The organism is Rhizobium sp. 007, from assembly GCF_015353075.1.
Taxonomy (GTDB): Bacteria; Pseudomonadota; Alphaproteobacteria; order Rhizobiales; family Rhizobiaceae; genus Rhizobium.
Map to the genome: position 1 here is coordinate 2,950,439 of NZ_CP064187.1, position 26,326 is coordinate 2,976,764.

A 26,326-nucleotide genomic window follows, 5' to 3' on the forward strand; every position below is an offset into this window, starting at 1 on the left:
CTTCGCGAGCCCCCTTTCCGGGGCATCGCCAGCGGAAGCATCTCACCCTTGAGTTGTCGTAGGAGTTTTCGCGGACACTGGTGCATCGGTTGCGATCTCAGACATCGCGCACGGCTTGAGGGACGAAATTATCAGACAGCTCGCGAAGTTCGATGACATCGTCGTCGTCTCTGATCCATTGAGAACCGATCATGCCGCCGCGGCCAGCTACACGCTGCAGGGCAATGTCCAACTTGATGGAGACAGGCTGCGTTCCGTCGCCCGACTGGTGCGTCAATTCGATGGCGCCGTGATCTGGGCCAACAGCTATGATGCGAATCTTAAGGCTCAGAGCAAACTTGCGATTCAGGCCGACGTCGGACAGCAGATCGCCGGCGCCGTCGCTGAGAGCCATATGGCGCCATTTTCCAAACCGACGCCGATACGATCGCTCGCCAGCCCCAGGGCGGAGGTTGGGACGCCCATGCCTGTACCCTGGCCTACTACAGCTATCACCGGTCGATGAACGCTCAGAGTCACAACACGGCACGCGATTGCCTGGAACGAGCAACGCAGCGATTTCCCAAGAGCGCCACGTCTTGGGCGCTTCTGTCTCTGACCTATCTGGATGAGATGAGATTCCGCTATAAGCTGGGCGTATCGTCCACGGTTCAGCCGCTCGAACTTGCAGCCAGCGCCGCAGAGCGGGCGGCAGCCCTTGCCCCCAACAATGCACGCGTCCTCCAGGCCCTCATGCTGGTGAGCTTCTTCAAGGATGAGATCGATAAAGCCTTGCAAGCCGGCGCCGCCGCCTATGCCACGAACCCCAACGACACAGAAGTCGCAGGTGAGTACGGCTTGCGGCTAGCAATGTCCGGAAGGTGGCAATCGGGCTGCGAGCTGGTTTCCAGCGCCGTCAACAAGAACGCCGGCCCCAAGGGATATTACGAAGTCGGCATGGCATTGTGCGCCCTCATGAGGAACGATATTCAGGCCGCAGAACTGTGGTCCCGCATGTCTGATCTGCAAGATAATCCCATGCATCGCCTCGTGCTCCTGTCGATCCTTGGCGCGGTCGGGAAAACGGCCGAGGCCAAGCAGGAAAAGGTTTGGCTGGATGTCCACGCACCTGAAATGATGAACAATATCCGCCGGGAGGTCTCCCTACGCCTGCAACGGCCGGAAGACCAGGAGAGGTTCTTCAGCGGACTGCGAGCCTTGGGCCTCGCCATTGAGCCCACGCGAGGAAAGTAAAGGCCGTATACCGGGGCGGAATACTCCCTGGCGAAGGTGGCATACGATCAGGCACTTGCAGCGCAGCTATCGGCAGGCTCCGCGCCGCTGATTTCGCGATCCGTTGCCATGTCCTTGTCGATTTGAGTGGCGACCTCAAAGCGCATTGAAAAACGCGTTTGCAGCCTTCGTCCGGGAGATTGCAGAACGTCATGCCGGAGAACCTGAATTTGACATGGCGATGTCACGCAGTGACATCGCCCACTATCTTGGCCTCATAATCGAAACCGTCGCACGCTCCTTGACCAAGCTACGCGAAAGACGCATCATTCGCCTTAACGGCAAACTGCAGTGATCGGTTCGATTGCTGGACCCGAACACGCTCATGGCCCCAACGAACTAGCGGTCGAAGCAGGCGAGATCTCGAATCTGGACGGCTTCGGCCAAGGACAAATGGCCGTCGGCGCTTTTTTTGGAAATTCATCTGAATCGCACACAGGGGATTTGATTATGACATACGCATCCCGCCGCGGGTCAAATGGATCGCTGAAATTGATCGTCGCAGTGGTCGCCGGTGCCTGCGCATGGCTTCCACTTTCTAATGCCACCGAAGTTCGCGCCGAAGATAGTCCTTTCGCTCAGTTTCCGATGGTCATCCATTGCAAGTACAAGGACACCTATCACGCCTTCTATGTCTCGAGGGTCTCGCCAGATGGTGTGGCAACCTATGTGGCATCGGATCGAATCGCCGGTAATGTCACATTGGACGGCCAGGCAAAGGCGACTGGTGGCGAGGAGGCCGGCAGTTGCGTAGGCAAGACACTTGAAGAACTCCGCGCATCTGGCCAAGCGTGGGACCTGAAGCGGTAGTCGCAGCTCGGGACATCGAACACCCTGCTGCGAAGATGCTGTGCCCGTCGACAGCATCATACGGAAGCGTAGCCCTTCTGGGCAGCACAGAAGGCATCTTCTTTGAGGAATTCAAGTTTCGGTGGTTGGAGCAGTATCAGCCGTCCGGGCGTTAAAAACAGTTCGCTGGACCACAAAGGCCAGAAACCCATCTTCGGCGAGTTGATGCGAAGAGCTGGCTTGAGCAGGTTCTTAAGCTCTAAGCTCGAAGAGTTCCGTCTGGCCCGTTCGTCCTTTGACGCTGACAATTCCGACAGCAACGAGTTCAAACGTCTCGCCAACTGCATCGCGGACCGCGCCGCTGACGAGGATAGTGGTCCCATACTGTCGGTTGAGGCCCTCGAGACGTGAAGCGATGTTTACGGTATCTCCGATGGCGGTATATTGCCGGCGTGTTTCTGCACCAACACTGCCCACCACGGCTTGGCCGGTGTGAAGGCCGAAGCGTGTGATGAGGACAGGCCGCCCATCCGCATTGTTTGCGGCGTTCATGGCGTCGATCGCAGCCTTCATCGCAAGGGCACAGGAGCAAGCATTTTCGACATGATGGAGGTCGTGCAAGGGAGCGTTCCACATTGCAAGGACGCCATCCCCCAAATATTGCACGATGGTGCCGCCGTGACGCTCGACAATCTCGTTGAGGGCTTCAAAATAGCCCGAGAGCAGGGCCACGACCTCCTCAGGTGAGTTCTCTTCGGAAATGGTGGTGAAGTCGCGTATGTCTGTGAAAAGCACGGTAATGTCCTGCCGGACGGCAGCGCCAACGGCCGCTTGGCCCGCAATGACAATTCTCCGCACGAGTTCTCGGGGCACATAAACCGAAAACGTCCTGATGGCATGGCGCGCAGAACTCAATGCCTTCGCGAGGGCGTTGACCTCCGAAATCCAGGAATGGGAAACGCCGCTTTCGCCGAATTCAAGCTTACCCATATGCGCTGCTTCGTCGGCGAGCAGATATAGCGATCGACTGACCAGCCGGGAGATGACGATTGCCGTTAGGATGCCTAAGGCAAGACAGGCAGCGGCGATCGCCAGATTGCGCTTCAGTCTCTGTTCGACCGGCGCGACAAGCTCTTCAAGCGGCGCGGCTATGACGACCGTATATACGCTGCTAAGATCGGCGACTGCTTCGCGAAAAATCTGTGCCAGGTGGTCACGTCCCTTTACCTGAAAATGGACAACTGTACCTGACCCCATATTGCCGCCTGCCGTGAGCAGGTTCGTGACTGCCGGAAGTGCTGGATCTGCCTGCGCCAGCTCTGCCGTAGACACTTCTCGGCCGCGGCGAAGCCGACTCCTGACTTCACTCATGAGAGTCTTGTCGGAGTGGACGATCAAATCACCTTCTTGATCAAAGACATATCCACGGGCATGTTCCGAAAGCGCGCTCACGTCGATAAGCTCTCCGAGCGTCACCAACATTACGTCCGCGCCGATCACCACGCGATGGTTAGGTCCCGCGGGTGTCGCAATTGTCATGGTCAAGAAATGAGTCGATGCCGAGACGTAGGGTCCGACAGACACTGTCTCGCCCTCGCCAACCGCCGCAAGGTACCAGGGCCGAATGCGTGGGTCGAAGAGGTCATCACGATCGGCGCGGCGAACCAGCAGACGCATTTCCGTGTCATAGAAGGCCCAGGTAGTGCTGGAGGCACCGTAGACCGTGCTGACGACCCGCATGGCGTATGCGGCCTCTGGTGGTGCTCTCAAGCTGGCGCGCGTTTCGGGATTGGTCGCCACGTCGACCGCTTGAATGAAGCCACCATCGGCATATCCTGCATATACACCATCGACGCGAAAGGAAGACTGCAAGAGTTTTAATAAAAAGTTTTGCTTGGCTTGCACGTCATTGGGAGGTGCGGTCAGCATCTCGGAAACGGCCGATGCGGTAACAACCGCTGAGTATCCACCGTGGAAGACGTTGCGATAATCCTCGATCGCCCGAAGCCCAAGCTGACGCATTTGGGCTTCGCCGGTCGACAGGGCCGCAAATTTGCCCTGCGTGTAAGTAATCCATATGAGCGGAAGCGAGGTGCAAGCCAATAGCGCTAAGATTATCACGCTCAGATGCAATCGCAGCGGCACAGCCCAGGTGGCGGGGGTGCCTTTGATCATGCTCCATTGGGTCTGCATTGCATGCCCTCTCGTGCTCAGCCATACAATACCACTGCTATCGCGAATCGGAACCAGCATCGCTGCGAGCAAAGCTACGCGAGTTGGCCGATGAGCGGCGACGCTTCGGTGATAGACGGTTTCATATTGCTCGGCGGACGGAGAACCGTCCGGGTCAATCGCATCTACCGGCTGTATCGAGAGGAAGGGCTTTCCGATCGCACTCGGAAAGCCAGACGCCGTCCTGTCGGCACGCGTGCACCGATCGTGATCGAAGCGAGGCCCAATGCCGCTGATCGCTGGACTTCGTGCATGACCAGTTTGCCTGCGGCAGACGCTTTCGCGTCCTCAATGTCGGCGATGACGTGACGCGTGAATGCCTGGCAGCAATCCCCGACACCTCGATCTCCGGCCGTCGTGCTGCTCGCAAGCTGACAACGCTGATCGAGCCGCGTGGCAAGCCCGCCATGATCGTCTCCACCACGAGACGGGTTCACCTCGAACGAACTCGACATACATCTGATTTCACTCTTGGAGTGCGGTGAAGATGGCGAGTGGACGTGGACGGAGCCTGACGCGCTGGCGCTGCGACGCAGGTGAATCAGTTGTCGAAGGCTCGCAACAGGTTTATTTTGTCCGCTCTTCGGTGCCCACGGGGGAAGGTGGTGCAGAGATGCTGGTTAAAGACGTAATGATCACGAAGGTTGTCGGAGTATCGCCGGACAACAGTGTTCGGCGAGCCGCCGAGATCATGCTCGCCAATCACGTCAGTGGTGTTCCAGTTATTGACGATGCCGGTCAGCTCGTCGGGATCATCAGCGAGGGCGATCTGTTACGGAGAACCGAGTTGGGCCGGGGAGCCATTGCCGACCTTGGGGACGAGGTCATTTCCGCCGAGGAGAGAGCCAAGGCTTACGTTAAAAGCAATGCTTGGAGGGTGGCCGACGTAATGAGCCGCAACCCGGTCGTCGTGGAAGAGGACGCGTCTCTGGTGAGCGTCTCTGGGTTGATGCAAGAGCATGGCGTCAAGCGCATTCCGGTTATGAAAGGCGGCGCGTTGATCGGCATCGTCAGTCGTGCGGACCTTCTGAAAGCAATTGTTACGGCGCACCACGATGAAACCGCGCCGGGTGACGAGGCCATCCGTCGCAGCATTTCGATCCGCCTCAGCGAAAATACGGGCCTCGAAGGAAAAGACATGACCGTGACCGTCATCGACGGTGTCGCTCACCTATGGGGAAACGTTGATACAGCAGAGTGCAGGAAGGCAGCGCGTGTAGCGGCCGAGAGTGTCCGCGGCGTGAGAGGAGTGGTTGAGCATTTTCCCGAAGACGGTCCGTGACAGGCAGAATGGGATCTGCGCCACCAGTTCGCCGCCAATACCTTCCGTCTCGGATCACATCTCCGGTGCTTTCGAATTTAACTGTGCTTCGGATGCTTTTTGTGCGAATATTAGATCATTCGCATATTACTAGCTTGGCACGAAGAATGGACTTGACGGCAGGGCTATACATACCTGAGTCAGAGGTATGGATGACGGTCACCGGCCTTGAATGAGGGCCGGCCAGCGTCTCAACTGAAAATGAGCCGCATGCGGCAGACCATCAATACCGATCGCATTGCAGACTGTGCCCTGCCCCCAGCATCCCTCCGCTAAGCCATGCAACGCTCGCTCGAATCGCGGGCATGTAGCAAATTCGACGATTCTCAACTTGGGATCTTAGCGCAGCAATCTGGGCTCAGAGGAGGAGGCACCCATGGTTTCGCTTAAGACGGCAGGAAAAGCAAAGGTCGCCAGAAACGAGAAAATAGCAACGGGCGACCCCCTTTCGGCGAAAGAATTGCAGTCGATGGACGCCTATTGGCGCGCATCGAACTATCTGTCCGTGGGGCAGATCTATCTTCTCGACAATCCACTTCTGAAAGAACCGTTAAAGCGCGAGCACATAAAGCCAAGGCTGCTTGGTCACTGGGGCACGTCGCCAGGTTTGAACATGCTCTACGCCCACCTCAATCGCGTTATCAAACGCGACGATCTCAACATGATCTACGTCATCGGGCCGGGACATGGCGGACCATCGTTGGTCGCACACGCCTACCTAGAAGGCACCTACAGCGAAGTTTATCCCAATATTGGCCAAGACGCGGAGGGCATGAGGAGGCTGTTCAAACAGTTCAGCTTCCCTGGCGGCATCCCGAGCCACGTTGCTCCGGAAACACCCGGCAGCATCCACGAGGGCGGCGAACTGGGCTACGCCCTCAGCCACGCCTACGGGGCGGCGTTCGATAACCCGGATCTGATCGTCGCCTGCGTTGTCGGCGACGGAGAAGCCGAAACGGGGCCGCTTGCAACAGGCTGGCAAAGCAACAAGTTCCTAAATCCTGCTCGCGACGGCTGCGTGCTGCCTATCCTGCACTTAAACGGCTACAAGATCGCCAATCCGTGCTTCCTAGCCCGCATTCCCCGCGACGAGCTGCGGAAATTTTTCGAAGGCATGGGCTACACGCCGTATTTCGTCGAGGGTGAAGACCCCACGTACGTGCACCAACAATTAGCCGGCGCACTCGATACCGCAATGGCGGATATCCAGGAAATCTGGGCAGATGCCCGCGACAGGGGCAATGTGAAACGTCCCATGTGGCCGATGATCGTTTTCCGCACACCCAAGGGCTGGACCTGCCCGCCTAAGATAGACGGCAAGAAATCCGAGGGCTACTGGCGGTCGCACCAGGTGCCGATGGGCGACATGGACAAGCCGGAGCACATCCGTATTCTCGAAGGATGGATGAAGAGCTACCGCCCCGAAGAACTGTTTGACGACGGTGGCCGGTTCAAACCGGAGCTGGCAGCGCTTGCTCCTGCGGGGCATCGCCGAATGAGCGACAACCCGCATGCCAACGGCGGCTTGCTGCTGCGAGACCTGAAGATGCCCGACTTCCAGGATTACGCGGTCTCCGTGCCGCGCCCTGGGGCAACCATCGCCGAGTCTGCGCGGACGATGGGCGCGTTTCTTCGTGATATCATGAAGATGAACATGGAGAGCAAGAACTTCCGCCTGTTCAGTCCTGATGAAAACAACTCGAATCGCTGGCAGGATGTGCTGGAAGTCACCAACCGCTGCTACATGGCGGATATCTATCCGGATGATGATCATCTGGCGCCGGACGGTCGGGTGATGGAGGTGCTCAGCGAGCATCAATGCCAGGGCTGGCTGGAAGGCTACCTGGTAACCGGCCGGCATGGCTTCTTTTCCTGCTATGAAGCCTTCATCCACATCATCGATTCCATGTTCAACCAGCACGCCAAATGGCTGAAGGTGTGCAATCACATTCCATGGCGGCGACCGATCGCCTCGCTTAACTACTTCCTGAGCTCCCATGTCTGGCGGCAAGACCACAATGGCTTCAGCCATCAAGACCCGGGGTTCATCGATCACGTGGTCAACAAGAAGGCAGACGTCGTGCGGATATATCTGCCGCCGGATGCCAATACACTTCTCTCGGTAACCGATCACTGCCTGCGCAGCCGCAACTACATCAACGTCGTTGTCGCCGGCAAGCAGCCTGCCCCGCAGTGGCTCACAATGGATCAGGCCATCAAGCATTGCTATGAGGGCCTTGGTATCTGGGAATGGGCGAGCAACGACAAAGGTGCCGAACCTGACGTCGTGATGGCATGTTGCGGCGACGTTCCAACGCTCGAGACACTCGCGGCAGTCGAGCTGATCCGGGAGCATCTGCCCGAGCTGAAAGTCCGCGTCATCAATGTGGTGAACCTGATGAAGCTCCAGCCGCCATCCGAGCATCCGCACGGGCTGCCGGATCGCGATTTTGATGCCCTCTTCACCAAGAACAAGCCGATCATCTTCGCTTTCCATGGCTATCCATGGCTTATCCACCGGCTCACCTACCGCCGCACCAATCACGGCAATCTGCACGTCCGCGGCTACAAGGAAGAGGGAACGACGACGACGCCGTTCGACATGGTAGTCCTGAATGATATGGACCGCTTCCATCTGGTCGAGGACGTAATCGACCGGCTGCCGCAACTCGGCGCACGCGCGGCCTATTTCAAACAGGCAATTCACGAAAAGCTGGTCGAACATAGACAATATATCGAGAAGTACGGCGACGACATGCCCGCAATAAGCGGCTGGAAGTGGGGCGCGAAAGGTAAGTCAGGAGCCCGCACTAGAACCTCGACTGAAGGGGACAATGCTTGAGCGACGGCATCTAACCGAACGGAGGTTCCAGTGGCAGCGAGAGCGCCCGAGGCAGCACGACAAAATAGCGTCGCGGAGTTGGCGTATCCGGGCTCCGCGGTCGCGTTGTTTTCCAACGATCGGTACAGTGTCCTGGTCACAGCCGCCGGGGCGGGTTATGGAACGTGGCAAGGCCTCGACATTACACGGTGGCGCGAGGACAGCAGCCGTGATTGCTGGGGCCAATTTTGTTACGTTCGGGATCTAACCGGGAACGACCTCTGGTCCATCGGAAAGCAGCCATTATTTCGGCCTTCAATTGTCTACGAGCACGCCTTTCACGGAGACAGGGCCGAGTTCCGCTGTCATGCCGGTGACATCGAAATCGTCTGGAAAATCTGTGTCGCGCCCGATGTGGACGCGGAAGTGCGTATGCTCACGGTCACGAATAATGGGGCGCGGGAGCGAACCCTCGAACTGACAAGCTATGCCGAAGTCTGCCTGAACAATCGTCGTGCGGACATGGCGCATCCGGGTTTTGCCAAGCTTTTTGTCGAAACACGGTACGACGGGGCGACAGGCGCCCTATTTGCGCGCCGCAGGCCCCGTGCCGCTGCGGAAAAGGCCACTTGGGCAGTTCACGTTTCCTCATCGAACCTGCCGCCTTCCCAAGAGGTCCAATATGAAACTGATCGGCTGAGATTTCTTGGCCGGGGCCGAACGACAGCCAGCCCCGTGATATTCGACGCGGGTGGGTCGCTTTCCGGGACGACCGGCCCGGTCCTCGACCCGATTTTCTGTTTGCGACGGACGGTTCATCTGACCCCAGGCACCGAAGCGCGCGTCGCCTTCGTCACAGGCGCTGCGCACGACCAGCCAGCCGTGCAGCTCATCGCCGAAAGATACGCCAATATCGATGCGGCCGAACGAGCGTTCTCCGAAGCATCGGATAGGTATCAAAGCGAGCTTCAGACGTTGAGCCTTACGCCTGATGATGTCTCGCTGTTCAATCGGCTGGCCGGGAGTGTCGTATTTGCGAACCCGGCCACGCGGCAAGTGACTGCGCTGGAGAGCGATCGATTGGATCGGGCGGCTTTGTGGGCTCATGGTATCTCCGGCGACCTCCCGATCGTGCTGGTCCGCGCGAATGGCGACAGGGATCATACCCTCATTCGTCAGGTAATGATGGGCCACGACTTCGCTCGTCGGAAAGGCTTGGGATTTGACCTCGTCCTGCTTGACGAGGGCGGCGCAGCCAGCGCCAAGCGACTAGTCGAAGAGCTGCAATCTGGCCCGCAGGCCGAAGTGATTGGTACGCCCGGCGGGATCTTTGTCCTTTCCGAGCCCGATACCGAAAGCGATCACTTGAGGACCATCGCTGCGGCGGCGCGCATAGTCCTGCTGGGAAGCGGCGGCGAACTTGTCGATCAGCTCAACCGGCCCTTCCCCGTCCCGTTACCTCCTTCGCAGGCTTTAGCCGCACGGGTAAGCGAGCGACCCAAGGCCCGCCGTCCTTACTCGGTCGAGGATTTGCAGCACTGGAACGAATTCGGAGGCTTCACACCCGACGGACGCGAGTATGTCGTGCTCGTGGACGCGATCAGACCACAAGCCCCCGTGCTGCCGCCGGCGCCTTGGACCAACGTGATCGCAAACCCTGACTTTGGCTGTCTTACGACTGAAGCCGGTCTTGGCTACACTTGGTCGGAAAACAGCCAGATGAACCGGCTGACGCCGTGGTCGAACGATCCGGTTACGGATGCGCCGGGCGAGGTCGTTTATTTGCGCGACGAGGAAACCGGAGATGTCTGGACGCCGACGCCGCTGCCTCTCGGTCCCGGTGCGGTGGTGACTGTTCGTCACGGCCAAGGTTACAGCCGGTATGCAAGCCACAGCCGCCATCTCAATCAGGAGCTGACGGTATCGGTTCCGCCTAGTGATCCGGTCAAGATCATGCATCTCAGGCTTAGCAACGACGGCACCCGAGCTCGGCACGTGACCGCAACCTATTTCGCCGAGTGGGTGCTTGGGACCCACCGCGAAGAGACAGCAACACGGATCGTCTGCGAGCGGGATGCCAGATCGGGTGCAATCATGGCCAAGAACCCCTGGGCCGGAGATTTTGCCGGGAAGCTGGCTTTTGCAGCCGCCAGTCAGCCGACGAGGTCGGCAACGTCCGACCGCACGGAGTTTCTGGGCAAATACGGTTCGGTTTTTCAGCCCTTAGCGTTGGGGCGAACCAATCTGGCAGAACGTTTTGGCCCGTTGCTGGATCCCTGCGCCGCGTTGATGGTGGATATCTCCCTGCCCCCCGGCGAAAGCAGGGAGGTTGTCTTTGTACTTGGAGAGGCTGCCGGCCCCGATGAAGTCAGCAGGCTCGTTCATGAGTATACCGACCGCGAACGCGCGGCCGCAAGCCTGTCGGCGATCTCCCGCCAGTGGGATAACATTCTGAACTCGATCCAGGTCTCGACGCCGGACGCAGGCTTGAACTTGATGATGAATCGCTGGTTGCTGTACCAGGTCCTGGCATGCCGCGTCTGGGCGCGCACGTCCAATTATCAGTCCGGCGGTGCTTACGGTTTCAGGGATCAGCTTCAGGACGTGATGGCACTGGTCTATAGTACACCGAACGAGACCCGCTCCCACATCCTGCGATCGGCAGCACGCCAATTTGAGGAGGGGGACGTCCAGCACTGGTGGCATCCTCCATCCGGCATCGGCGTGCGCACCCGGATCACCGACGACTTGTATTTCCTGCCGCTTGTCGTTCACCACTACGTGTCCACGACAGGCGACCTTCAACTGCTTGACGAGATGGTGCCCTACATCACGTCACCGCTGCTGAAGGACGACCAGGAGGAAGACTTCAACCAGCCGGCGCCCAGCGAGCAGTCCGGCACCGTCTATGAGCACTGCGTCCGTGCGCTGGAGCGTGGTTACCGCTTGGGCAGTCACGGTCTTCCCCTGATGGGAACAGGCGACTGGAACGACGGCATGAACAAGGTCGGCGCGGAAGGCAGGGGAGAAAGCGTCTGGAACGGCTGGTTCTTTCTCACGGTCCTCAAATCATTTGCCACGATTTCAGCGTCACGGGGAGATCAAAGCCGTGCCGGCTGGTGCCGTGAACGGGCCGAAGCTTTGCGCACAGCTCTTGAAGCCAACGCCTGGGACGGTGGCTGGTATCGCCGCGCCTATTTTGACGATGGCACGCCGCTCGGGTCGTCCCTGAACGACGAATGCCAGATCGACGCCATCCCGCAGGCCTGGGCTGTCATTTCGGGCAAAGCCGATGCTGGACGAGCTTCAAAAGCGATGCGTGCGGTCTACGACCGGCTGGTACGCCAGGAGGACGGGCTGATCAAACTCTTCGACCCGCCTTTTGACGAAGGCTTGCTGCAGCCGGGCTACATCAAGGGCTATGTCCCCGGCATCCGTGAAAATGGCGGCCAATACACGCATGCGGCAACCTGGATTGTCTGGGCGACGGCTTTGCAGGGCGACGGCGATCTCGCCTTAAAGCTTTGGAACCTGATCAATCCGATTTGTCATAGCGCGACGAGAGGTCAAGTCGAACGCTACAAAGTGGAACCATATGCGGTCAGCGCCGATATCTATGGCGCGCCCCCACACACCGGGCGCGGTGGATGGACCTGGTACACCGGATCGGCCAGTTGGTTCTACCGCGTCGCGCTCGAGGCGATCCTCGGCTTTCGCCAGCAAGGGCCGTCTCTGCGGTTCGAGCCGTGCGTTCCGGCGGGCTGGCCGGCCTATGAAATCGCATACCAATATGGATCAGCGACCTACCGCATCCAATTCGACAACACGAAGGGCATCGGCCGAGGCGTGCACTCCGTCACGCTGGACGGTGAACCAGTCGCGAACGAAACCGTTCCGCTTGTGGAAGACGGACGTACGCATGACGTCCACATTATAGTTGGTTAGCGGCCATGCCCGTAACGCTCTCGACGGACGCTGCTCTCGACCGCATCCCAACGGACCAGGACCTCGCTCGGCTGCAATTTACGACACTGTTGTACTATCTCCAATGCACGAACCCGGACAACGGTCTGGTTCGCGACAAAACCGAACCGAATGCCCCGGCAAGCATCGCGGCAATTGGCATGGCCCTGGCGACAATCCCCGTTGTTGTCGAGCGCGGGGTAATCATCCGCGAATTCGCTGCAAAGATCACCCGCAAGCGAATGCGGTTTTTGATGGAATGCCCGCAGGGGCCAGAGCCCGATGCATCCGGGTACATGGGCTTTTTTTATCATTTTCTGGACATCGAAACGGGCCGCCGGGCCTGGCAATGCGAATTGTCCACCATCGATTCGGCTTTCCTGTTCGCCGGAGCCCTGACCGCAGCGACCTATTTTGATGGCGATACGGCCGATGAGGCAGAAATCCGCCAGCTTGCGACGGCGCTTTACGAGCGAGCCGACTGGATGTGGGCTTGCGATGGCGGCCCCACTTTGACGCATGGCTGGCACCCGGAAAGCGGGTTTATTCCCTATCGTTGGCGCGGTTACGATGAGGGTCTGCTGCTGTATATTCTCGGGTTGGGATCGCCAACCCATCCACTGCCTCCGGAGAGTTACGCCGCCTACACCGCGAGCTATGAATGGAGAAACATCTATGGTCGCGAATTGCTTTATTCGGGGCCGCTTTTTACCCACCAGTTGTCGCACATGTGGGTAGACTTTCGAGGCATTCGTGACGAGTTCATGCGCCAGCACCACAGCGACTACTTTGAAAACAGCCGGCAGGCATCATTCGTGCAGCAGGAATATGCAATTCGCAACCCAATGCGTTTTGCGGGCTACGGGGAATATTGTTGGGGGTTTACCGCCTGCGACGGACCAGGTTGGGGTAAGCGGGCGATCAATGGCGTCGACCGGGAGTTCTTCGACTACATCGCCCGTGGCGCGCCCTTCGGACCTGACGATGGCACCGTCGCGCCATGGGCCGTTGTCGCCTCGCTGCCGTTCGCGCCGGAGATCGTCGTGCCGACAGTCCTCAACTTTGCGCGAATGAAGCTCGGCATGACGCGCCTTTACGGTTTCAAACCGTCGTTCAACCAGACCTATGCCGTGGAAAACAGTCCGACCGGATGGTGGGTGAGTCCCTATCACTTTGGCATTGACCAAGGCCCGGTGGTGCTGATGATCGAAAACTACCGAACCGGTTTGCTCTGGAACATCATGCGTCGATGCAAGCCTCTGGTGATCGGATTGCGTCGCGCCGGATTTTCAGGGGGGTGGCTTTAGGTTGGATGCCGCTTGGCTTCTATCGTCTTACGCCCGCAGATGCCGACTCCCGCCTTTTTTGTCAATTGGTATCTTCCGGGATGCGAAGGAGGGGTGGGTACTTCAACTTGGCGGGATGGGTGCCGGCGGCTGCTTTGTTCGCCGCATGCTCAGACGACAATATGATAGCTGCCGTCCACATAGAGCACCTGCCCGGTGAACAGGCACGCCGTCGTGGGCGACGAAAAAAGGGGGTGGCAACGCTTCCGTGCCGTCATCAATGACGCAGCTTCTTGGGCCGAAAGGGTTGATCGTGTGCTCACATTGGGTTGCTTCTCCTGTGAGACAGGGGTTTCAGGATGCCATTATGAGTGCAAGCGTGTGGCGGGCGATCATCAGTTCCTCATCCGTCGGCAGGACGTAGAGCGCGACGCGGCTCGCAGGAGTGGAAATGAGCACCGCGCCCGCCTCGTTGGCCGCGGGATCGAGTTCGGCTCCCAGCCAGGCAAGCCGTTCGGCGATGCGGGCGCGGATTGGCGGCGAATTCTCCCCGACGCCCGCCGTAAAGACGAAAGCGTCGAGACCTCCAAGCGCGGCGGCAAGCGTGCCGGCGCTGAGCGCACAGCGATGGACGAAGTGATCGATCGCGAATGCCGCACGTGGGTCATCGCTGACAAGAAGATCGCGCATGTCGCCGGAAATGCCTGACAGTCCCTTCAGACCGGACGCCCTGTAGAGAAGGTCCGTAACCTCTCCCGTAGTCATGCCTCTGTGGTCGAGCAGATACAGCACGACGCCGGGATCCATCTGGCCCGGCCGGGTGCTCATCGGCAAGCCATCGAGTGCCGTGAATCCCATCGTTGTTTCGAGGCTGCGTCCGGCCTTCAGCGCGCACATAGACGCGCCGCTGCCTAGATGGGCAACGATGATGCGTCCACCGGCGATACCGGGCGCGACTTCGGCCAACTGCTCGGCAATGTATTCGTAGGACAGGCCATGAAAGCCGTATCGACGCACTCCATGCTCGTAGTAGTGCCAGGGCAAGGCGTAGCAATCCGTATGTGGGGCGTGGCCGCGATGGAAAGCGGTGTCGAAACAGGCGACCTGCGGCACATCCGGATTGATTTCCATCGCCAGGCGGATCGGCGCGAGGTTGTTCGGCTGGTGCAGCGGAGCAAGCTCCTGGAAAGTCGCAAGCTTGTCGAGCGTGTCGCGGTCAATGAGGATCGGTTTCGCATAGTCAGGGCCGCCATGGACGACGCGATGACCAGTAGCGCGGAGCGTGAAACCCTTAAGGGTCAGCAACCACGCACGGGTTTCAGCAATTGCCGCCGGCAGGTGGTCGACTACCTCTGGCGCATATCGGCGATCAACCAGGACCGTTCCGTCGGCGGCGCTCGCCGCTAGACGAGGCCGTACTCCGATGCCATCGATCTGACCGCGAATGCAGCGTTTGGGGCCAGTGTCGGCGATCTCGAGGATCTGGAATTTCAGGCTTGACGAGCCGGCGTTGACGACAAGGATCGCGTCCATGGTTCAGGCCGCCACTTGTGTCGCACGCGGCCGGGCGGCGGCGGAGAGCGTAGCGACCGCGCACGAAGCCAGACGGCTGCGCACCGAGTCGGCACGCGAGGTCAGCACGATGGGCACACGCGCGCCAAGCACGATTCCCGCGGCATCCGCATGGGCGAGGAATGTCAAGTTCTTGGCCAGCATGTTCCCCGCCTCAAGGTCGGGCACGACGAGGATCTGTGCCCGGCCAGCGACGGGCGACGTGAGCCCTTTGATGCGAGCGGCCTCCGGGCTGATCGCATTGTCGAATGCGAGCGGGCCATCGAGCACGCCGCCGGTGATCTGGCCGCGTTCAGCCATCTTGCATAGCGCTGCGGCTTCGATGGTCGACGGTATTTTTGTCGTCACGGTCTCGACGGCGGAAAGGATCGCCACACGAGGCAGACCGAGCCCGACCGTCGTCCAGAGGTCGATTGCGTTTTGCACGATGTCACGTTTGACATCAAGGTCGGGAGAGATGTTGATCGCCGCGTCGGTGATGAAGAGCGTGTCGGCGTGGCCAGGCACATCCATCACGAAGACATGGCTGACGCGGCGTTCTGTGCGCAGGCCGGTGGCGGAGGCCGTAACATCGCGCATCAGTTCGTCCGTATGCAGGCTGCCCTTCATGAGGAGCACGCCCTTTCCCTCTCGTAGCAGGACGACAGCCTTCGCCGCAGCGGCGTGGCTATGTGGAACGTCGACGATTTCGTAGTCTTTCAGATCAAGCCCGTTCTCCGCGGCCACCGCCTGAATTTTTGCGGCGGGGCCTACCAGGACAGGTACGATCAGTCTGTTCTCGGCGGCTTCAAGCGCGCCCCGCAAGGACGTCTCGTCGCAGGGATGCGCCACGATCGTGACGGCAGGCGCAACCTCCCGCGCAGCGGAAATCAGCCCGTCGTACTTTGACTGCTCAGGTTTGGATGTGGAAAGGTCGATCACTGGCGAGCTCCCTCTGCTTCGATCTTCGATCTGATCAACACCTCGAACCACTCCCACCCGATCCAATTGCACGGCTATTCCTTCAGGGCGCTGGATGTCGAGCGCCTGAACCTGCCGCAGCACCATCCAGATAAGGCGCCGACAATCCGGGCGACTGGATGCTCTATTGCCACCTCCTCAAGCCTCAGGAGGCATGATAGGCTATGTGAGGGCCGCCTTAGGGAAGCCTGCCGGTACTCTCAGCGGGACAAGCGCATCCGGCCGTCGCTACCGCGCGGAAGCGAGCGATGCACGCTTGCCTTGATGCGCTACTGCAGGGTCCCGTCGCCGCCCCGATCGGCGGCCTTGAAGTCCGTCATCACCCTGTTCAGGAACTCGTTCCGGCTGGCCTTGCCGTCGCCGTTAGCGTCGATGGCACCGAATTGCTGGACAGTCAGAACTCGGGAAACTTCGTCGGAATTCAGGCTTCCATCCCTGTTCTTGTCCATGCTCGCGAAGGCCTGCGTCATGAAGGCCTGATATTCGGATCGCTCGACCGCTCCGTTCTTGTCGCGGTCGAGGCGATCCATTTGGCCTTGGTTCATGGCCGTCGGTTGATTCTGCGCGACAGCCGCCATGGTGGTGAAAAAGACGAATCCTGTCAGTAGCGCTACTCTTTTCATCATCCCGGCCTTTCGCGTCATTAACAGGTCAAGGCACTGCCGCCCGCAGCGCCCAGCGTGGCGCCGCCGCCAACAGCCCAAAGTTGCCCGGTCCCCGAGCCAATGGTCGCGCCGACTAGACCGCCGACGACCGCGCCGCCGACCGTACCGGCGATGCAGCCGAACTCGCTACTACGTCCTCCTTGCGACGTTGCAGCAGATTGGCAGCCAGACAAGGCAAGGCAGCCTATAAGAGTAAGACTTATCGTGGACTTGGTCATTTTTTCCTCCAAGCATTTCCGTTCACGTTTAAGACAGACGGCGGAGGCGCCAATGAGTGGCGTCGGACGAAGATAAGCTTCTGAGTACGTCCCTCAACGTGAGAGATTCTTCTGCTGATCAGAAGGAACTCACAGATAAACATGCAGCGCGCGCGCTGAAGCTTCAACGTTGCTGGCGAATACTACCACTGCACATGGACGAAGACAACACTCGGGCACCTGTCTCGACCGCTTGATGTCTTGCCGAAGCGAGATCAGGTCGCTGGGTTCAGAGCTCCAAGAGGACATAGATGGGTCCCGCTCCTGCCTTGTTTAAAGCGATCGTGGATCCTTGCGCTCGCGAAGCGCTTCCTTGACGGCCCTCGATCGCCACCGACAGCCTGATCTGGTTGCGATATCGGAAGCAGTATTTGCCTGAGCGGTTGCAGGATAATGAGATCCCTCGTTGAGTTGACAGCGCTTTCGAAATGGTAAATGGCACAGGAGGCCCGAAACCATAGTGGCTTAGCACGATTTGGCGGGAATTATTCCGCGTTGCGGCCGCTCATTTTTGGCCGCATGACCGGATTGGGTGGTCTCTGGCTTTTGAAGTAGGCGCAGCTTCCGTCAGCCACGTCGCTTTTTTTGCGAACTCTCAAGCCTTGCAGCCGGTGTTCCTGCTCTACGCCGCCCCGGGACTTGCGTCGTTTCTGGTGTATCGGCGCGTGCCAAGGCCGACATCAAGACATCCCCCGCTCAGCCGCTTCACAAGTCGAGGACGCTCGTCCTGACGCTCGCCGCCCTCTTCAGCCTCGACGCCTTTGCCGGCGGCCTGATCGTGCAGTCGCTTCTGGCCCTATGACTTTATCATCGTTTCGGATTATCTCTTGCGGCGACAGGAGCGATCTTCTTCTGGTCCGGAGTTTTTTCGGCCGCCTCCTATCTGGTCGCGAGAACCGCTCCGAATGACGGCGCTGGAGACCTCCAGAAACCCGTCACGGGACCCGGTCCGCACTCTCACTCTAAAGGGGCTTTGCGGGTCTCCTCGCAGGGGTGCCGGCGACCGCAGCGCCGGCCAGGGGGAAGACCTTCCTTCTTTATCTGAAAATCGGCCTGTCCTTCGCACCGAGCACCGAGGCTCAAGAGATTGACGCGGCGATGTCGGCGATCGAGCGGAACAGGACCAACTGGTCATCCTTGGAGGGCGTGAAACCTCGCCGCCCCCAGAATCCAGCGGCCTCCTCGTCGACAGCATTGACCATCAAGGCACGCCCGCCGATCAGCGCGGCAGCCTGAACACAGCGCTGGAGGGCGTGTTTCACGAGACCTGTGCCAATGCCGCCGACGCTATCCAGGCTCATCACCTCAGCGTCGGCCCTCGACACCTCGCTTCGCGCCGCCTTCCGTGGTGAGCGCTGTCGCTCAGCCATCAATCGCAGACTGGATTTATCGCTTCTTGACGACGACTTCGAGATATTCGCTCGGCACGACCATCGTTCCGTCCCCGCTACGGTTGAAGCGCTCAATCAGGTCGAAGAGATCACGTTCGAGATTAGCCTGTTGCGCGTCCGGCAGGGCAGCAAAAGCCTTGTGCACAGGACCGTACCAGGTACGGAATACATCCAGCCAATGGGTGGGCGAGCGGTAGCGGAACACGAAGGATCTGGGAATCGCTTCAACTGTGCCGCCGGCCGAAAACATCTCCTCCAATCTCGCCTCGTTGCCCCAAAGAGATGGCGACCGGACGCCTGCTGGCGGCGGGGTATGTTTTCCGATGGTCTTGAACAACTGCCCGATGAAACCTTCAGGGGTCCAGTTGGCCATCCCGATGGTGCCGCCCGGCTTGCAGACCCGGAGCATTTCGCTTGCGGCGAGATCCTGGTTTGGCGTGAACATCACGCCGAAGGTGGAGAGAACCACATCGAACTGGTCGTCTTTAAAAGGCAGCGCTTCGGCATCGGCGGGCTGGAAGGTTATGGAAAGACCTTCCGCCTCGGCTCGTGCCTTGCCTTTTGCCAGTAGGGCCGGCACATAGTCGGTGGACGTCACCTCGCACCAGCGCCGGGCAGCGGCGAGCGTGGCGTTTCCATTGCCAGCGGCTACGTCCAGTACGCTCTGCCCGGCACGGAGATCGAGCGTCTCGCAGAGGGATTCGCCAACAATCTGCAGTGTCGTGCCGACGACGGCGTAGTCTCCTGACGCCCATGCCCCCTGCTGGCGCGCCTTGAGTGCGGCGAGATCTGTTTCGGCGGACGTGGTGAGGTGCAGTGAGCTCACAGAATCATTTTGCATTGTCTTTCCTTCTCTTGAGAACGGGCCGAAAGCAACTCGGCCTTTGGCGCCGGGCATCCGCAATGTCCGGTGAATGAAGCGTCTTCGTTTGCATGGGCTTGCGATATGCATTGACCGGATTTTGGTCGGAAGGGAGCGCTCGGTGCCAGTGTAGAAAGCGTAGTGGCCGTGGTACACTTAATGGAGCAAGTGAGCCGTAAGCGGCCGAGGGCTATACGGTCGCGTAGGAGCTGCGCACCATCCAACTGCCGATGGTGGCGGCAATCACCGTGTCGCCAACAAGGGATATTTTGTCACGAGAGATTTCGGTCTGGAGGCTGGACAGGCCGATCCACGCCGACGTCATCGCCTTTAAATCGGCGGTGACGAAAAGGTCGACGTCGTGTCCAGGATCGGTCAAACACAGGTCGACGGGCGTGCCGGGCCTTGAGATCAGCCAGTATTTCTGTTCGTCCCTCGGCAGTTCAGGATAGATAAACTCGATCACGCTGCGCCGGGCCGGAGGCAACGCGACGGGATCGATCTTGCGACGCATGTTCCACATCAAAAGCCTTGCATCGAGGTTCTCCAACGTCACGTCTGCGTCGATATTCCTGTGCGCCCATTTGCCCAGAGCCTTGACGATCGGTTCGAGTTCGTCGGCGATCTTCGTCGTTCTGTAATTTATGCCACTCTTCGATTTGTTCTCCGAACGGGTGATGAGGCCGCTTTCTTCCATCTGCCGGAGCCGCTTCGACATGAGGGTCGGCGACATGCCCGGTACGCCGCGGCGGATTTCATTGAACCGTGTTGACCCCGACCACATTTCACACAACAGAAGGAGCGTCCAACGCGGCTCCAGCACCTCGCATGCCTTCGCTACCGGGCAAAATTGGTTGTAGCCATCGTTTGCCATGGGTGACCTCCAAAAACGCCACCACTATGGTTTCAGACGGGATGCGTGTCCAGTACAGATAGTGTAGCAATGGGATCCGGCGTGGCACCGCTTCCAATGTAGCTTCCGGACGAACAAGTCGCTTCTCGGTCGCATAATTGACGTGCCACAATACAGCCGCTGCTGTCGGTGCTCATCAGCCATCTGAGGTTCCTCGGCATCGGAGCGCTTTCCCTTTGCGGTCCTCTGGATCACTTCGATGCGGGTCCGCTTTGCGCCGCCACATCCGGACCTTCGCTAATGAAGTCCAAGGTCCGCGTATCGATCCATTGCGGCCACTGGGGTTTGCTCGCGCTTTGGTGCAAATGGACTGCATTCCGGTCATTCCTGAGTTTGATCACAAAGCTGTCTGGGAATAAACTGGCTGAGGAAAGCCCGTGATCATGAAACCAATGAATGAAGAGCACCTCGCGGTCCTGCGCAGGCACATGGTCGAGTTGATTGCAATCCATATTGAGCTTGCGAGCGAAGAGCTTGGCAGGGCGGCGCTCGATGAGCGGGTGATGGCTGCGATGCAGCGGGTGCCGCGGCATCTCTTCGTGCCAGCCCCGCTTGCGCCGTATGCCTACCAGGACATGCCGCTGCCGATCGGCTTCGATAAAACCATCTCGCAGCCCTTCATCGTCGCTCTCATGACCGATCTCCTCGCTCCCCAACCGCACGAGGCAGTGCTCGAGATCGGCACCGGCTTGGGCTACCAATCCGCAATCCTCGCGGAGCTCGCCGGGCAGGTCTGGAGCGTCGAAATCATCGAGGAATTCGCAAGCCGTGCCGAGGCTCTGCTGCCGGGCCTGGGCTTTATTAATGTCGGCATTCGTGTCGGAGACGGGTCCCGCGGCTGGCCTGAGCACGCCCCGTTCGACAAGATACTGGTCACGGTGGCGGCCGAGCGGTCGCCGCCGGCATTGCTTGAGCAGCTCAAGCCCGACGGACGCCTGGTTATGCCGTTGGGATCTGAAAAAGAACAGTTCCTGACTGTCATTGACAAAGATGCGGCAGGGAAACTCAAGATTCGCAAACTTATCCCGGTTCAGTTTAGTCTGCTCGAAACGGTCTAACACGACGTGCGGACATCAGGCGCGACCGCACAGCGCTGGTGTTACGCGCCAAGCCGCTCCCTCAGACGCGGGATCGAAAAATCCAGGAAGGCCCGGAGTTTCAGTGGCACCTGCCGTTGGCTGGGATAAATCAAGCTGACCGGTATAGGCGAGGGCTCATACGCCTCCAGCAATGTCACCAGTTGGCCCGAGTTCACCAAATCGTCGATCTGGGATGACAACACGCGGGCAATTCCGGCCCCGGCGACTGCGGCGCTAACCGCCGCCTCGAGCGAGTTCACGACGAGCCGGTAGGGGATCGGGACAATCTCGAGAGTCCCTCCCGAACCGAATTCCCAATTTGTCCCGGTCAGGCCCTGCGGGATCACCACCCCTTCGTACGCCACACAGTCGTGCGAGGCTAGGTCAGTGGGTTTCTGCGGCAATTCCCGATCTTTCAGATAAGCAGGGCTGGCACAGAGCACCCGGCGTTGCCACCCAGCGCGCAAGGCAATCATGCTGCTGTCGGGCAGTTCGCGGGCGCGGAGCGCGAGATCGACATCCTCCTCGAGCAGGTTGACGTTCCGATCATTCAGCTGCACGCGGATGCGAATGTCCGGATAGGTGCGCAGAAATTCCGCGACCACCGGCACGAGATGGATGCGCCCCATGACCTGAGGCGCGCTGATGGTCAGTTCCCCCCGGGGCGTCAGATATTCGCCGGCGGCAGTGCGTTCAGCCTCCGCAATGTCTTCCATGATCCGTCGGCATGAGGCGACGTAGCTGCGCCCAGCGTCGGTGAGCGCCAGTTTGCGGTGGCCACGCAGCAGCAATCGGATTTTCAGGTGCTGCTCCAGCTCAGAGACCCGTCTGCTGACCGTCGTCAAGGGAAAGCGGAGCTGACGGCTGGCAGCGGAGAGGCTCCCCGTGTCAACCGCGGCAAGCAGAATGGTCATGGCTTCGAGACGGTCCATAGCCTTTCACCAGTGAAAGGATGCCTGCCAAGTTTACCGTCTAATCGCCGAAACTGGAACAGTCTATGTTCTTCGCGTCGGCTCCGAAAGCTCGGCAAATCCCAACGCTGCTCGAAAGGAGACAATGCAATGACCATGCTCATGCAGACGCTTGCCGCCGTCGGCATCGTGCTCGCCACCAGCGCCTTCGCCCACGCCGCTGTCTACAGCGTGAGGGAGATCCGCGGCGCACCATCCTGCCTCGCGATCGTGGGCGGGTCCGCACACATGCTGAACTGGGATCCTCCGCCCCCTCGATTCCCTAGGCGCTGGCCGAGACCGCCCTCTGAAACCAGCACCGAGTAGAGAACGCGCCGATCGCACCCGTGTTAGTGGCGGCACCCTCCAGGAACCTAAAGTGTTGGAACCTGCCCATAACTGGCGACGACCTTCCCTGGCGGTGGGTCACGGACATGGGAGAGGGTCTGCAACTAGTCCAGCAACGCTCGCAATAACCGACATGCAGCACCCGGTCTTCGTGGATCGAAGTCCGGGGCAAGGATCCCATGAAAAAAGGAACCAACTCCATGCGTAAGGAAATCATTGCCGCCGCTTTTGCGGCTCTGTCGTCTAGTGCCGTCTTTGCCCATGCCGAACACTTGTCTGCCGGGTCGCCGGATAACGGGACCGTCAACACCGCGCCGACCAGCAAAGCCGACGCAGTCATCCCCTTCCGCGTCCACGTGCCGGACGCGGACCTTGCCGACCTGAAGCGGCGCCTCGCGGCGACCCGCTGGCCTGACAAGGAGACGGTCGCCGATCAGTCGCAGGGCGCACAGCTCGCAAAGCTCCAGGAACTCGTCCGCTATTGGGGCAGCGATTACGATTGGCGAAAGGCGGAGGCGAAATTGAACGCCTTCGCGCAGTTCAAGACGACCATCGACGGTGTGGACATCCACTTCATCCACGTCCGCTCGCGCCACCCGAACGCGATGCCGCTGATCGTCACCCACGGTTGGCCCGGCTCGATCTTCGAGCAGATCAAGATCATCGGTCCGCTCACCGACCCAACCGCGTTCGGCAGCCGGGCCGAGGACGCCTTCGACGTGATAATTCCATCCCTGCCGGGCTACGGCTTCTCGTCTCGACCGACCGAGACCGGATGGAGCGTGGAGCGCATCGGTCGTGCTTGGGACGTGCTGATGAACCGGCTGGGGTATACGCGCTATGTCGCCCAGGGCGGCGATTGGGGAGCGGGCGTCGTCGAGGCGATGGCGCGGCAGGCGCCGACGGGACTGCTCGGGATCCATACCAACCTGCCGGCGGTGTTCCCGCCCGACGCTGCCGAGGCGATCGCTACCGGCGGGCCCGCGCCTGCGGGATTGGCCGCGAAGGAGCGCGCAGAATTCGATGCAATGCAGGGGTTTATCAAGAACGGGGGCTGGGGTTACCTGACGATGATGAGCGCGCGACCGCAGGCCGTCGGCTACGGCTTGACGGACTCCCCCGCCGGCCTGGCGGGATGGATGCTCGTGCACGGCGGGTTCGGAAAGTGGACGTACGGCAAGGATCCCGAACAGCGGCCAACACGGGACGAGGTGCTGGACAACTTCTCGATGCACTGGCTGACCAACACCGTATCCTCCGGGGCGAGGCTCTACTGGGAGAACCGCGACCAAAACCTCATCAGCGCGGCCGCGCAAGAGACCGATAAAATCACGATCCCGGTGGCGATTACGACCTTCCCGGACGACGATCTCTTTCGAGCACCGGAGACGTGGGCGCGCCGCGCCTTCCCGAGCTTGACCTACTTCCACGACGCCGAAAGGGGCGGCCACTTCCCCGCCTGGGAGGAGCCGATGATTTTCACCCGCGAGCTCAGGGCAGCGTTCAAGCCGCTGCGTGAACTGAATTGAGACGAGTGCGGGGCGGATTGCTTGCCGCCCCGCACTCTCCCGAGAGGCAGTCCGAACATAAAACCAGAGGAGAATTCAATGACAACGCACACTGAGACGCCTGTCACTGTCGCGGCTGGCACGTCGCCCGCCACAAGCGGCGCAGCCCAGAGCGCGAGCCAGATCATCGGCGCCCCACCAGGAGGAGGATCCATGTCAGCGCAGACTACTAATCTGTTCCTCCTCGAGGATCTCGAGGTCGTCAGTAGGACGAGAAAGCTCGCGGAAAAAGATCTAAATGCGCTTCATGCCGTCGCGGACTGGATCACGACTTTCGTGGGCAGGCCTCACAAGGATCTCGGCCGCGCTGGGCCCGTATGTCCCTTCGTGCCTCCGGCCTGGGAACGAAAGACACTATGGCTCGCTCCTGAGCGGATCGCCGACCTGAGCGTGCTCGACGTTGTTCAGCGCATAAACGTCTACAAGAAACTGTTCCTGGACGCTCAGCCCGTTGACGGCGACGACGCGAACCACAAATCGATCGTCGTCGTTTTCACCGATTTGTCGGCGGATCGTTCAAGGGACCTCTTTGACGACGTCCTACGGCATCTTGGAGTTCCATCTTATGTGGAGGATGGACTGGTGCTGGGAGGGTTCCACGAAACCAACGAGGGATCTGCGCTCTACAACCCCGACTTTCGGCCATTCAAAGCGCCCGTGCCTTTTTCTGCTGATGAGACACACGGTCATCAGCGACTGGAAGTTCTTCTTGGACCAGGAGGACTGGCTCAACTTTTGGGCGCGTCGTTATGGTGAGTCCGCAGTCACGGCTCTTGCCGAGGAACTACGCCGCTTGCCGTGGCGAGCTAGGCTCGACTAGTTCGAAAGACGCGTTCCCGACGGTGGTCTGGAAACCGGCCACCAACCACGTCCCCGACGCAAACGTTGCCGACCAAAGCGGCGCCTCGCGGAGACCCGCTGGCCCGATAAGGTCCTGCACTCATCAACGAAAGACAATGCCATGACTTTCATCAAGACGCTTTCCGCAGCCGCGGCTGTCACCTTGCTCGCCACCAGCGCCCTCGCCCAGAGCGCGAGGGAGATCCGCGGCGCTTCACCCTATGTTGCCATCGAGAACGAGCCCGAGCCCAGGCTGATCGTGGATCCGCCGCTTGCCGAAGGCCTGGCCCAGGGCGTCTTCTGGGCTCAATACCGGGTCGAGAATCTGCACATCGCTCCGGTGTTCGGGGCAGGCGCCCTCCACGTATCTCCGCGCCTCGGGCATCTGCACATCATTGTCGACGACCTGCCCTGGTGGTGGGCGGATGCGAGTGACAACAACACAGTCGACATAGCCGGGCTGCCGCCTGGTTCTCACAAGGTGACCATCTCATTGGTCGACGCTAATCACAACGTTATCCCCGGACAGGTTGTGACGGTGCCGTTCACCGTGCCCGAGTCGGCGAACCTGACTCATAAGCATCAGAGGTGACGTGCAGCATCTCGAGGCGGAAACAGGACGCTGCATGGCAGCGGATTGCCTCCCGGGCCGCCATGGACTGGTTCCGGTTTCCGCGTGATTGCCGTCGGCTGATTGTCGCGGCGACAGAAATCTTCGGGAGGCAAGCCCATGGCTGAAAACTGGATGGAATGAGCGTCTCTGGCTTCAAGGGGATCCCGAATGGATCCCCGCTGGAAATCATCAGCAACCAACTTCTCAGATCTGCAGCACGAAAGCTTTTAAGCCAGGACACCAACTGCAATCAGAGGACGAAAGGAGATTAAATTGCTCGACTGGAAGAAGAAAATCCATGATGTGAATGAGCGACTCAAGGAGCTATCCGCGCCTACGCCCGATACACTGCGGGGCGCGGCGCTGATGGCCGGGGCCGGAGCGAAAACCAATCATCCCGATGCCAAGACGCGTGAACTGATTGCTTTAGCAGTTGCGGTGACGACGCGCTGCGACGGTTGCATCGCCTTTCATTCGGCCGAAGCCGTGAAACTCGGCGTAAGCGACGAAGAGATCGCAAAAGCACTGGGCGTAGCGATCAACCTCAATGCCGGCGCGGCCATGGTCTACAGCAGCCATGTGCTGGACGCCGTCAGCAGCCTCAAAGCCTAACCCCAAGAAAGG

Annotated in this window: 23 protein-coding genes and 1 pseudogene; 14 read left to right on the plus strand and 10 right to left on the minus strand. The window is 59.8% G+C overall.

What is annotated here, in order from left to right:
- Positions 1–97 precede the first annotated feature (97 nt).
- The gene (locus tag ISN39_RS14605; protein ID WP_194728001.1) at positions 98–394 is read right to left on the minus strand and encodes a hypothetical protein; all 297 of its coding nucleotides are present in this window, start codon (positions 392–394) and stop codon (positions 98–100) included.
- A gap of 338 nt (positions 395–732) precedes the next feature.
- On the opposite strand from ISN39_RS14605, the gene ISN39_RS14610 reads away from it, so the two are divergent.
- The 3 genes from ISN39_RS14610 (at position 733) to ISN39_RS14620 (ending at position 2,082) form a co-directional block, all read left to right on the plus strand.
- A complete protein-coding gene (locus tag ISN39_RS14610; protein WP_194728002.1) occupies positions 733–1,233 on the plus strand; it encodes a hypothetical protein in 501 nt (166 codons plus the stop codon).
- Positions 1,234–1,378: 145 nt separating this feature from the next.
- Positions 1,379–1,567, plus strand: coding sequence for a helix-turn-helix domain-containing protein (locus ISN39_RS37645; protein WP_281438289.1), 189 nt, complete (start codon positions 1,379–1,381; stop codon positions 1,565–1,567).
- A 155-nt stretch (positions 1,568–1,722) separates the two neighbouring features.
- Positions 1,723–2,082: a hypothetical protein gene (locus tag ISN39_RS14620; protein WP_194730216.1), complete on the plus strand. Its 360-nt coding sequence runs from the start codon at positions 1,723–1,725 to the stop codon at positions 2,080–2,082.
- Positions 2,083–2,313: 231 nt separating this feature from the next.
- Here the strand turns inward: ISN39_RS14620 and ISN39_RS14625 are convergent, their stop codons facing one another.
- Positions 2,314–4,326, minus strand: coding sequence for an adenylate/guanylate cyclase domain-containing protein (locus ISN39_RS14625; protein WP_281438290.1), 2,013 nt, complete (start codon positions 4,324–4,326; stop codon positions 2,314–2,316).
- Here ISN39_RS14625 and ISN39_RS14630 point away from each other — a divergent pair.
- The 5 genes and pseudogenes from ISN39_RS14630 to ISN39_RS14650 form a co-directional block, all read left to right on the plus strand.
- A pseudogene (locus ISN39_RS14630) lies at positions 4,317–4,712 on the plus strand (IS3 family transposase); the annotation flags it as partial. The gene ISN39_RS14625 and the pseudogene ISN39_RS14630 overlap by 10 nt on opposite strands.
- Positions 4,713–4,906: 194 nt before the next feature.
- Positions 4,907–5,575 carry a CBS domain-containing protein gene (locus ISN39_RS14635; RefSeq protein ID WP_194730218.1) on the plus strand — a complete coding sequence of 223 codons (669 nt, stop codon included), beginning with the start codon at positions 4,907–4,909 and terminating at the stop codon, positions 5,573–5,575.
- Between the two features lie 415 nt (positions 5,576–5,990).
- On the plus strand, positions 5,991–8,456 hold the full coding sequence (locus tag ISN39_RS14640) for a phosphoketolase family protein (protein ID WP_194728004.1): 2,466 nt from the start codon (positions 5,991–5,993) through the stop codon (positions 8,454–8,456).
- A gap of 30 nt (positions 8,457–8,486) precedes the next feature.
- The gene (locus tag ISN39_RS14645) at positions 8,487–12,380 is read left to right on the plus strand and encodes a glycosyl transferase (protein WP_194728005.1); all 3,894 of its coding nucleotides are present in this window, start codon (positions 8,487–8,489) and stop codon (positions 12,378–12,380) included.
- A 5-nt stretch (positions 12,381–12,385) separates the two neighbouring features.
- Positions 12,386–13,705 (plus strand): glucoamylase family protein, encoded by a 1,320-nt coding sequence (locus ISN39_RS14650; RefSeq protein WP_194728006.1) that lies wholly within the window; start codon positions 12,386–12,388, stop codon positions 13,703–13,705.
- Between the two features lie 333 nt (positions 13,706–14,038).
- Here ISN39_RS14650 and ISN39_RS14655 read toward each other — a convergent pair whose 3' ends face one another.
- From ISN39_RS14655 to ISN39_RS14685, 7 genes are all read right to left on the minus strand, one after another.
- Complete coding sequence (locus tag ISN39_RS14655; protein WP_194728007.1) at positions 14,039–15,217, minus strand: acetate/propionate family kinase; 1,179 nt, start codon at positions 15,215–15,217, stop codon at positions 14,039–14,041.
- A gap of 3 nt (positions 15,218–15,220) precedes the next feature.
- Positions 15,221–16,177: a phosphate acetyltransferase gene (locus ISN39_RS14660; RefSeq protein WP_194728008.1), complete on the minus strand. Its 957-nt coding sequence runs from the start codon at positions 16,175–16,177 to the stop codon at positions 15,221–15,223.
- 308 nt (positions 16,178–16,485) lie between these two features.
- Positions 16,486–16,839 carry an EF-hand domain-containing protein gene (locus tag ISN39_RS14665; RefSeq protein WP_194730219.1) on the minus strand — a complete coding sequence of 118 codons (354 nt, stop codon included), beginning with the start codon at positions 16,837–16,839 and terminating at the stop codon, positions 16,486–16,488.
- 20 nt (positions 16,840–16,859) lie between these two features.
- Entirely contained in the window at positions 16,860–17,099 is a 240-nt protein-coding gene (locus ISN39_RS14670; protein ID WP_194728009.1) for a hypothetical protein, read from the minus strand.
- Between the two features lie 1,118 nt (positions 17,100–18,217).
- Positions 18,218–18,439, minus strand: a complete 222-nt coding sequence (locus tag ISN39_RS36385) for a hypothetical protein (protein WP_246763225.1) — start codon at positions 18,437–18,439, stop codon at positions 18,218–18,220.
- Positions 18,440–18,524: 85 nt separating this feature from the next.
- On the minus strand, positions 18,525–19,370 hold the full coding sequence (locus ISN39_RS14680; RefSeq protein WP_194730220.1) for a class I SAM-dependent methyltransferase: 846 nt from the start codon (positions 19,368–19,370) through the stop codon (positions 18,525–18,527).
- A 211-nt stretch (positions 19,371–19,581) separates the two neighbouring features.
- Entirely contained in the window at positions 19,582–20,265 is a 684-nt protein-coding gene (locus tag ISN39_RS14685) for a helix-turn-helix domain-containing protein (protein WP_194728010.1), read from the minus strand.
- Between the two features lie 422 nt (positions 20,266–20,687).
- Between ISN39_RS14685 and ISN39_RS14690 the strand changes: the two genes are divergently transcribed.
- On the plus strand, positions 20,688–21,362 hold the full coding sequence (locus ISN39_RS14690) for a protein-L-isoaspartate(D-aspartate) O-methyltransferase (RefSeq protein WP_194728011.1): 675 nt from the start codon (positions 20,688–20,690) through the stop codon (positions 21,360–21,362).
- A gap of 41 nt (positions 21,363–21,403) precedes the next feature.
- On the opposite strand, the gene ISN39_RS14695 is transcribed toward ISN39_RS14690, so the two are convergent.
- Positions 21,404–22,315 (minus strand): LysR substrate-binding domain-containing protein, encoded by a 912-nt coding sequence (locus ISN39_RS14695; protein WP_194728012.1) that lies wholly within the window; start codon positions 22,313–22,315, stop codon positions 21,404–21,406.
- A 129-nt stretch (positions 22,316–22,444) separates the two neighbouring features.
- Here ISN39_RS14695 and ISN39_RS14700 point away from each other — a divergent pair, with 129 nt between their 5' ends.
- The 5 genes from ISN39_RS14700 to ISN39_RS14720 all read left to right on the plus strand — a co-directional run bounded on the left by ISN39_RS14700 (position 22,445) and on the right by ISN39_RS14720 (position 26,314).
- Entirely contained in the window at positions 22,445–22,660 is a 216-nt protein-coding gene (locus tag ISN39_RS14700) for a hypothetical protein (protein ID WP_194728013.1), read from the plus strand.
- A gap of 221 nt (positions 22,661–22,881) precedes the next feature.
- The gene (locus ISN39_RS14705) at positions 22,882–24,210 is read left to right on the plus strand and encodes an epoxide hydrolase family protein (protein ID WP_246763226.1); all 1,329 of its coding nucleotides are present in this window, start codon (positions 22,882–22,884) and stop codon (positions 24,208–24,210) included.
- Positions 24,211–24,288: 78 nt separating this feature from the next.
- Positions 24,289–25,005 (plus strand): DUF6875 domain-containing protein, encoded by a 717-nt coding sequence (locus tag ISN39_RS14710; RefSeq protein WP_194728015.1) that lies wholly within the window; start codon positions 24,289–24,291, stop codon positions 25,003–25,005.
- A gap of 205 nt (positions 25,006–25,210) precedes the next feature.
- Positions 25,211–25,681 (plus strand): DUF6130 family protein, encoded by a 471-nt coding sequence (locus ISN39_RS14715; protein ID WP_194728016.1) that lies wholly within the window; start codon positions 25,211–25,213, stop codon positions 25,679–25,681.
- Positions 25,682–25,975: 294 nt separating this feature from the next.
- Entirely contained in the window at positions 25,976–26,314 is a 339-nt protein-coding gene (locus tag ISN39_RS14720; protein WP_194728017.1) for a carboxymuconolactone decarboxylase family protein, read from the plus strand.
- Positions 26,315–26,326 lie beyond the last annotated feature (12 nt).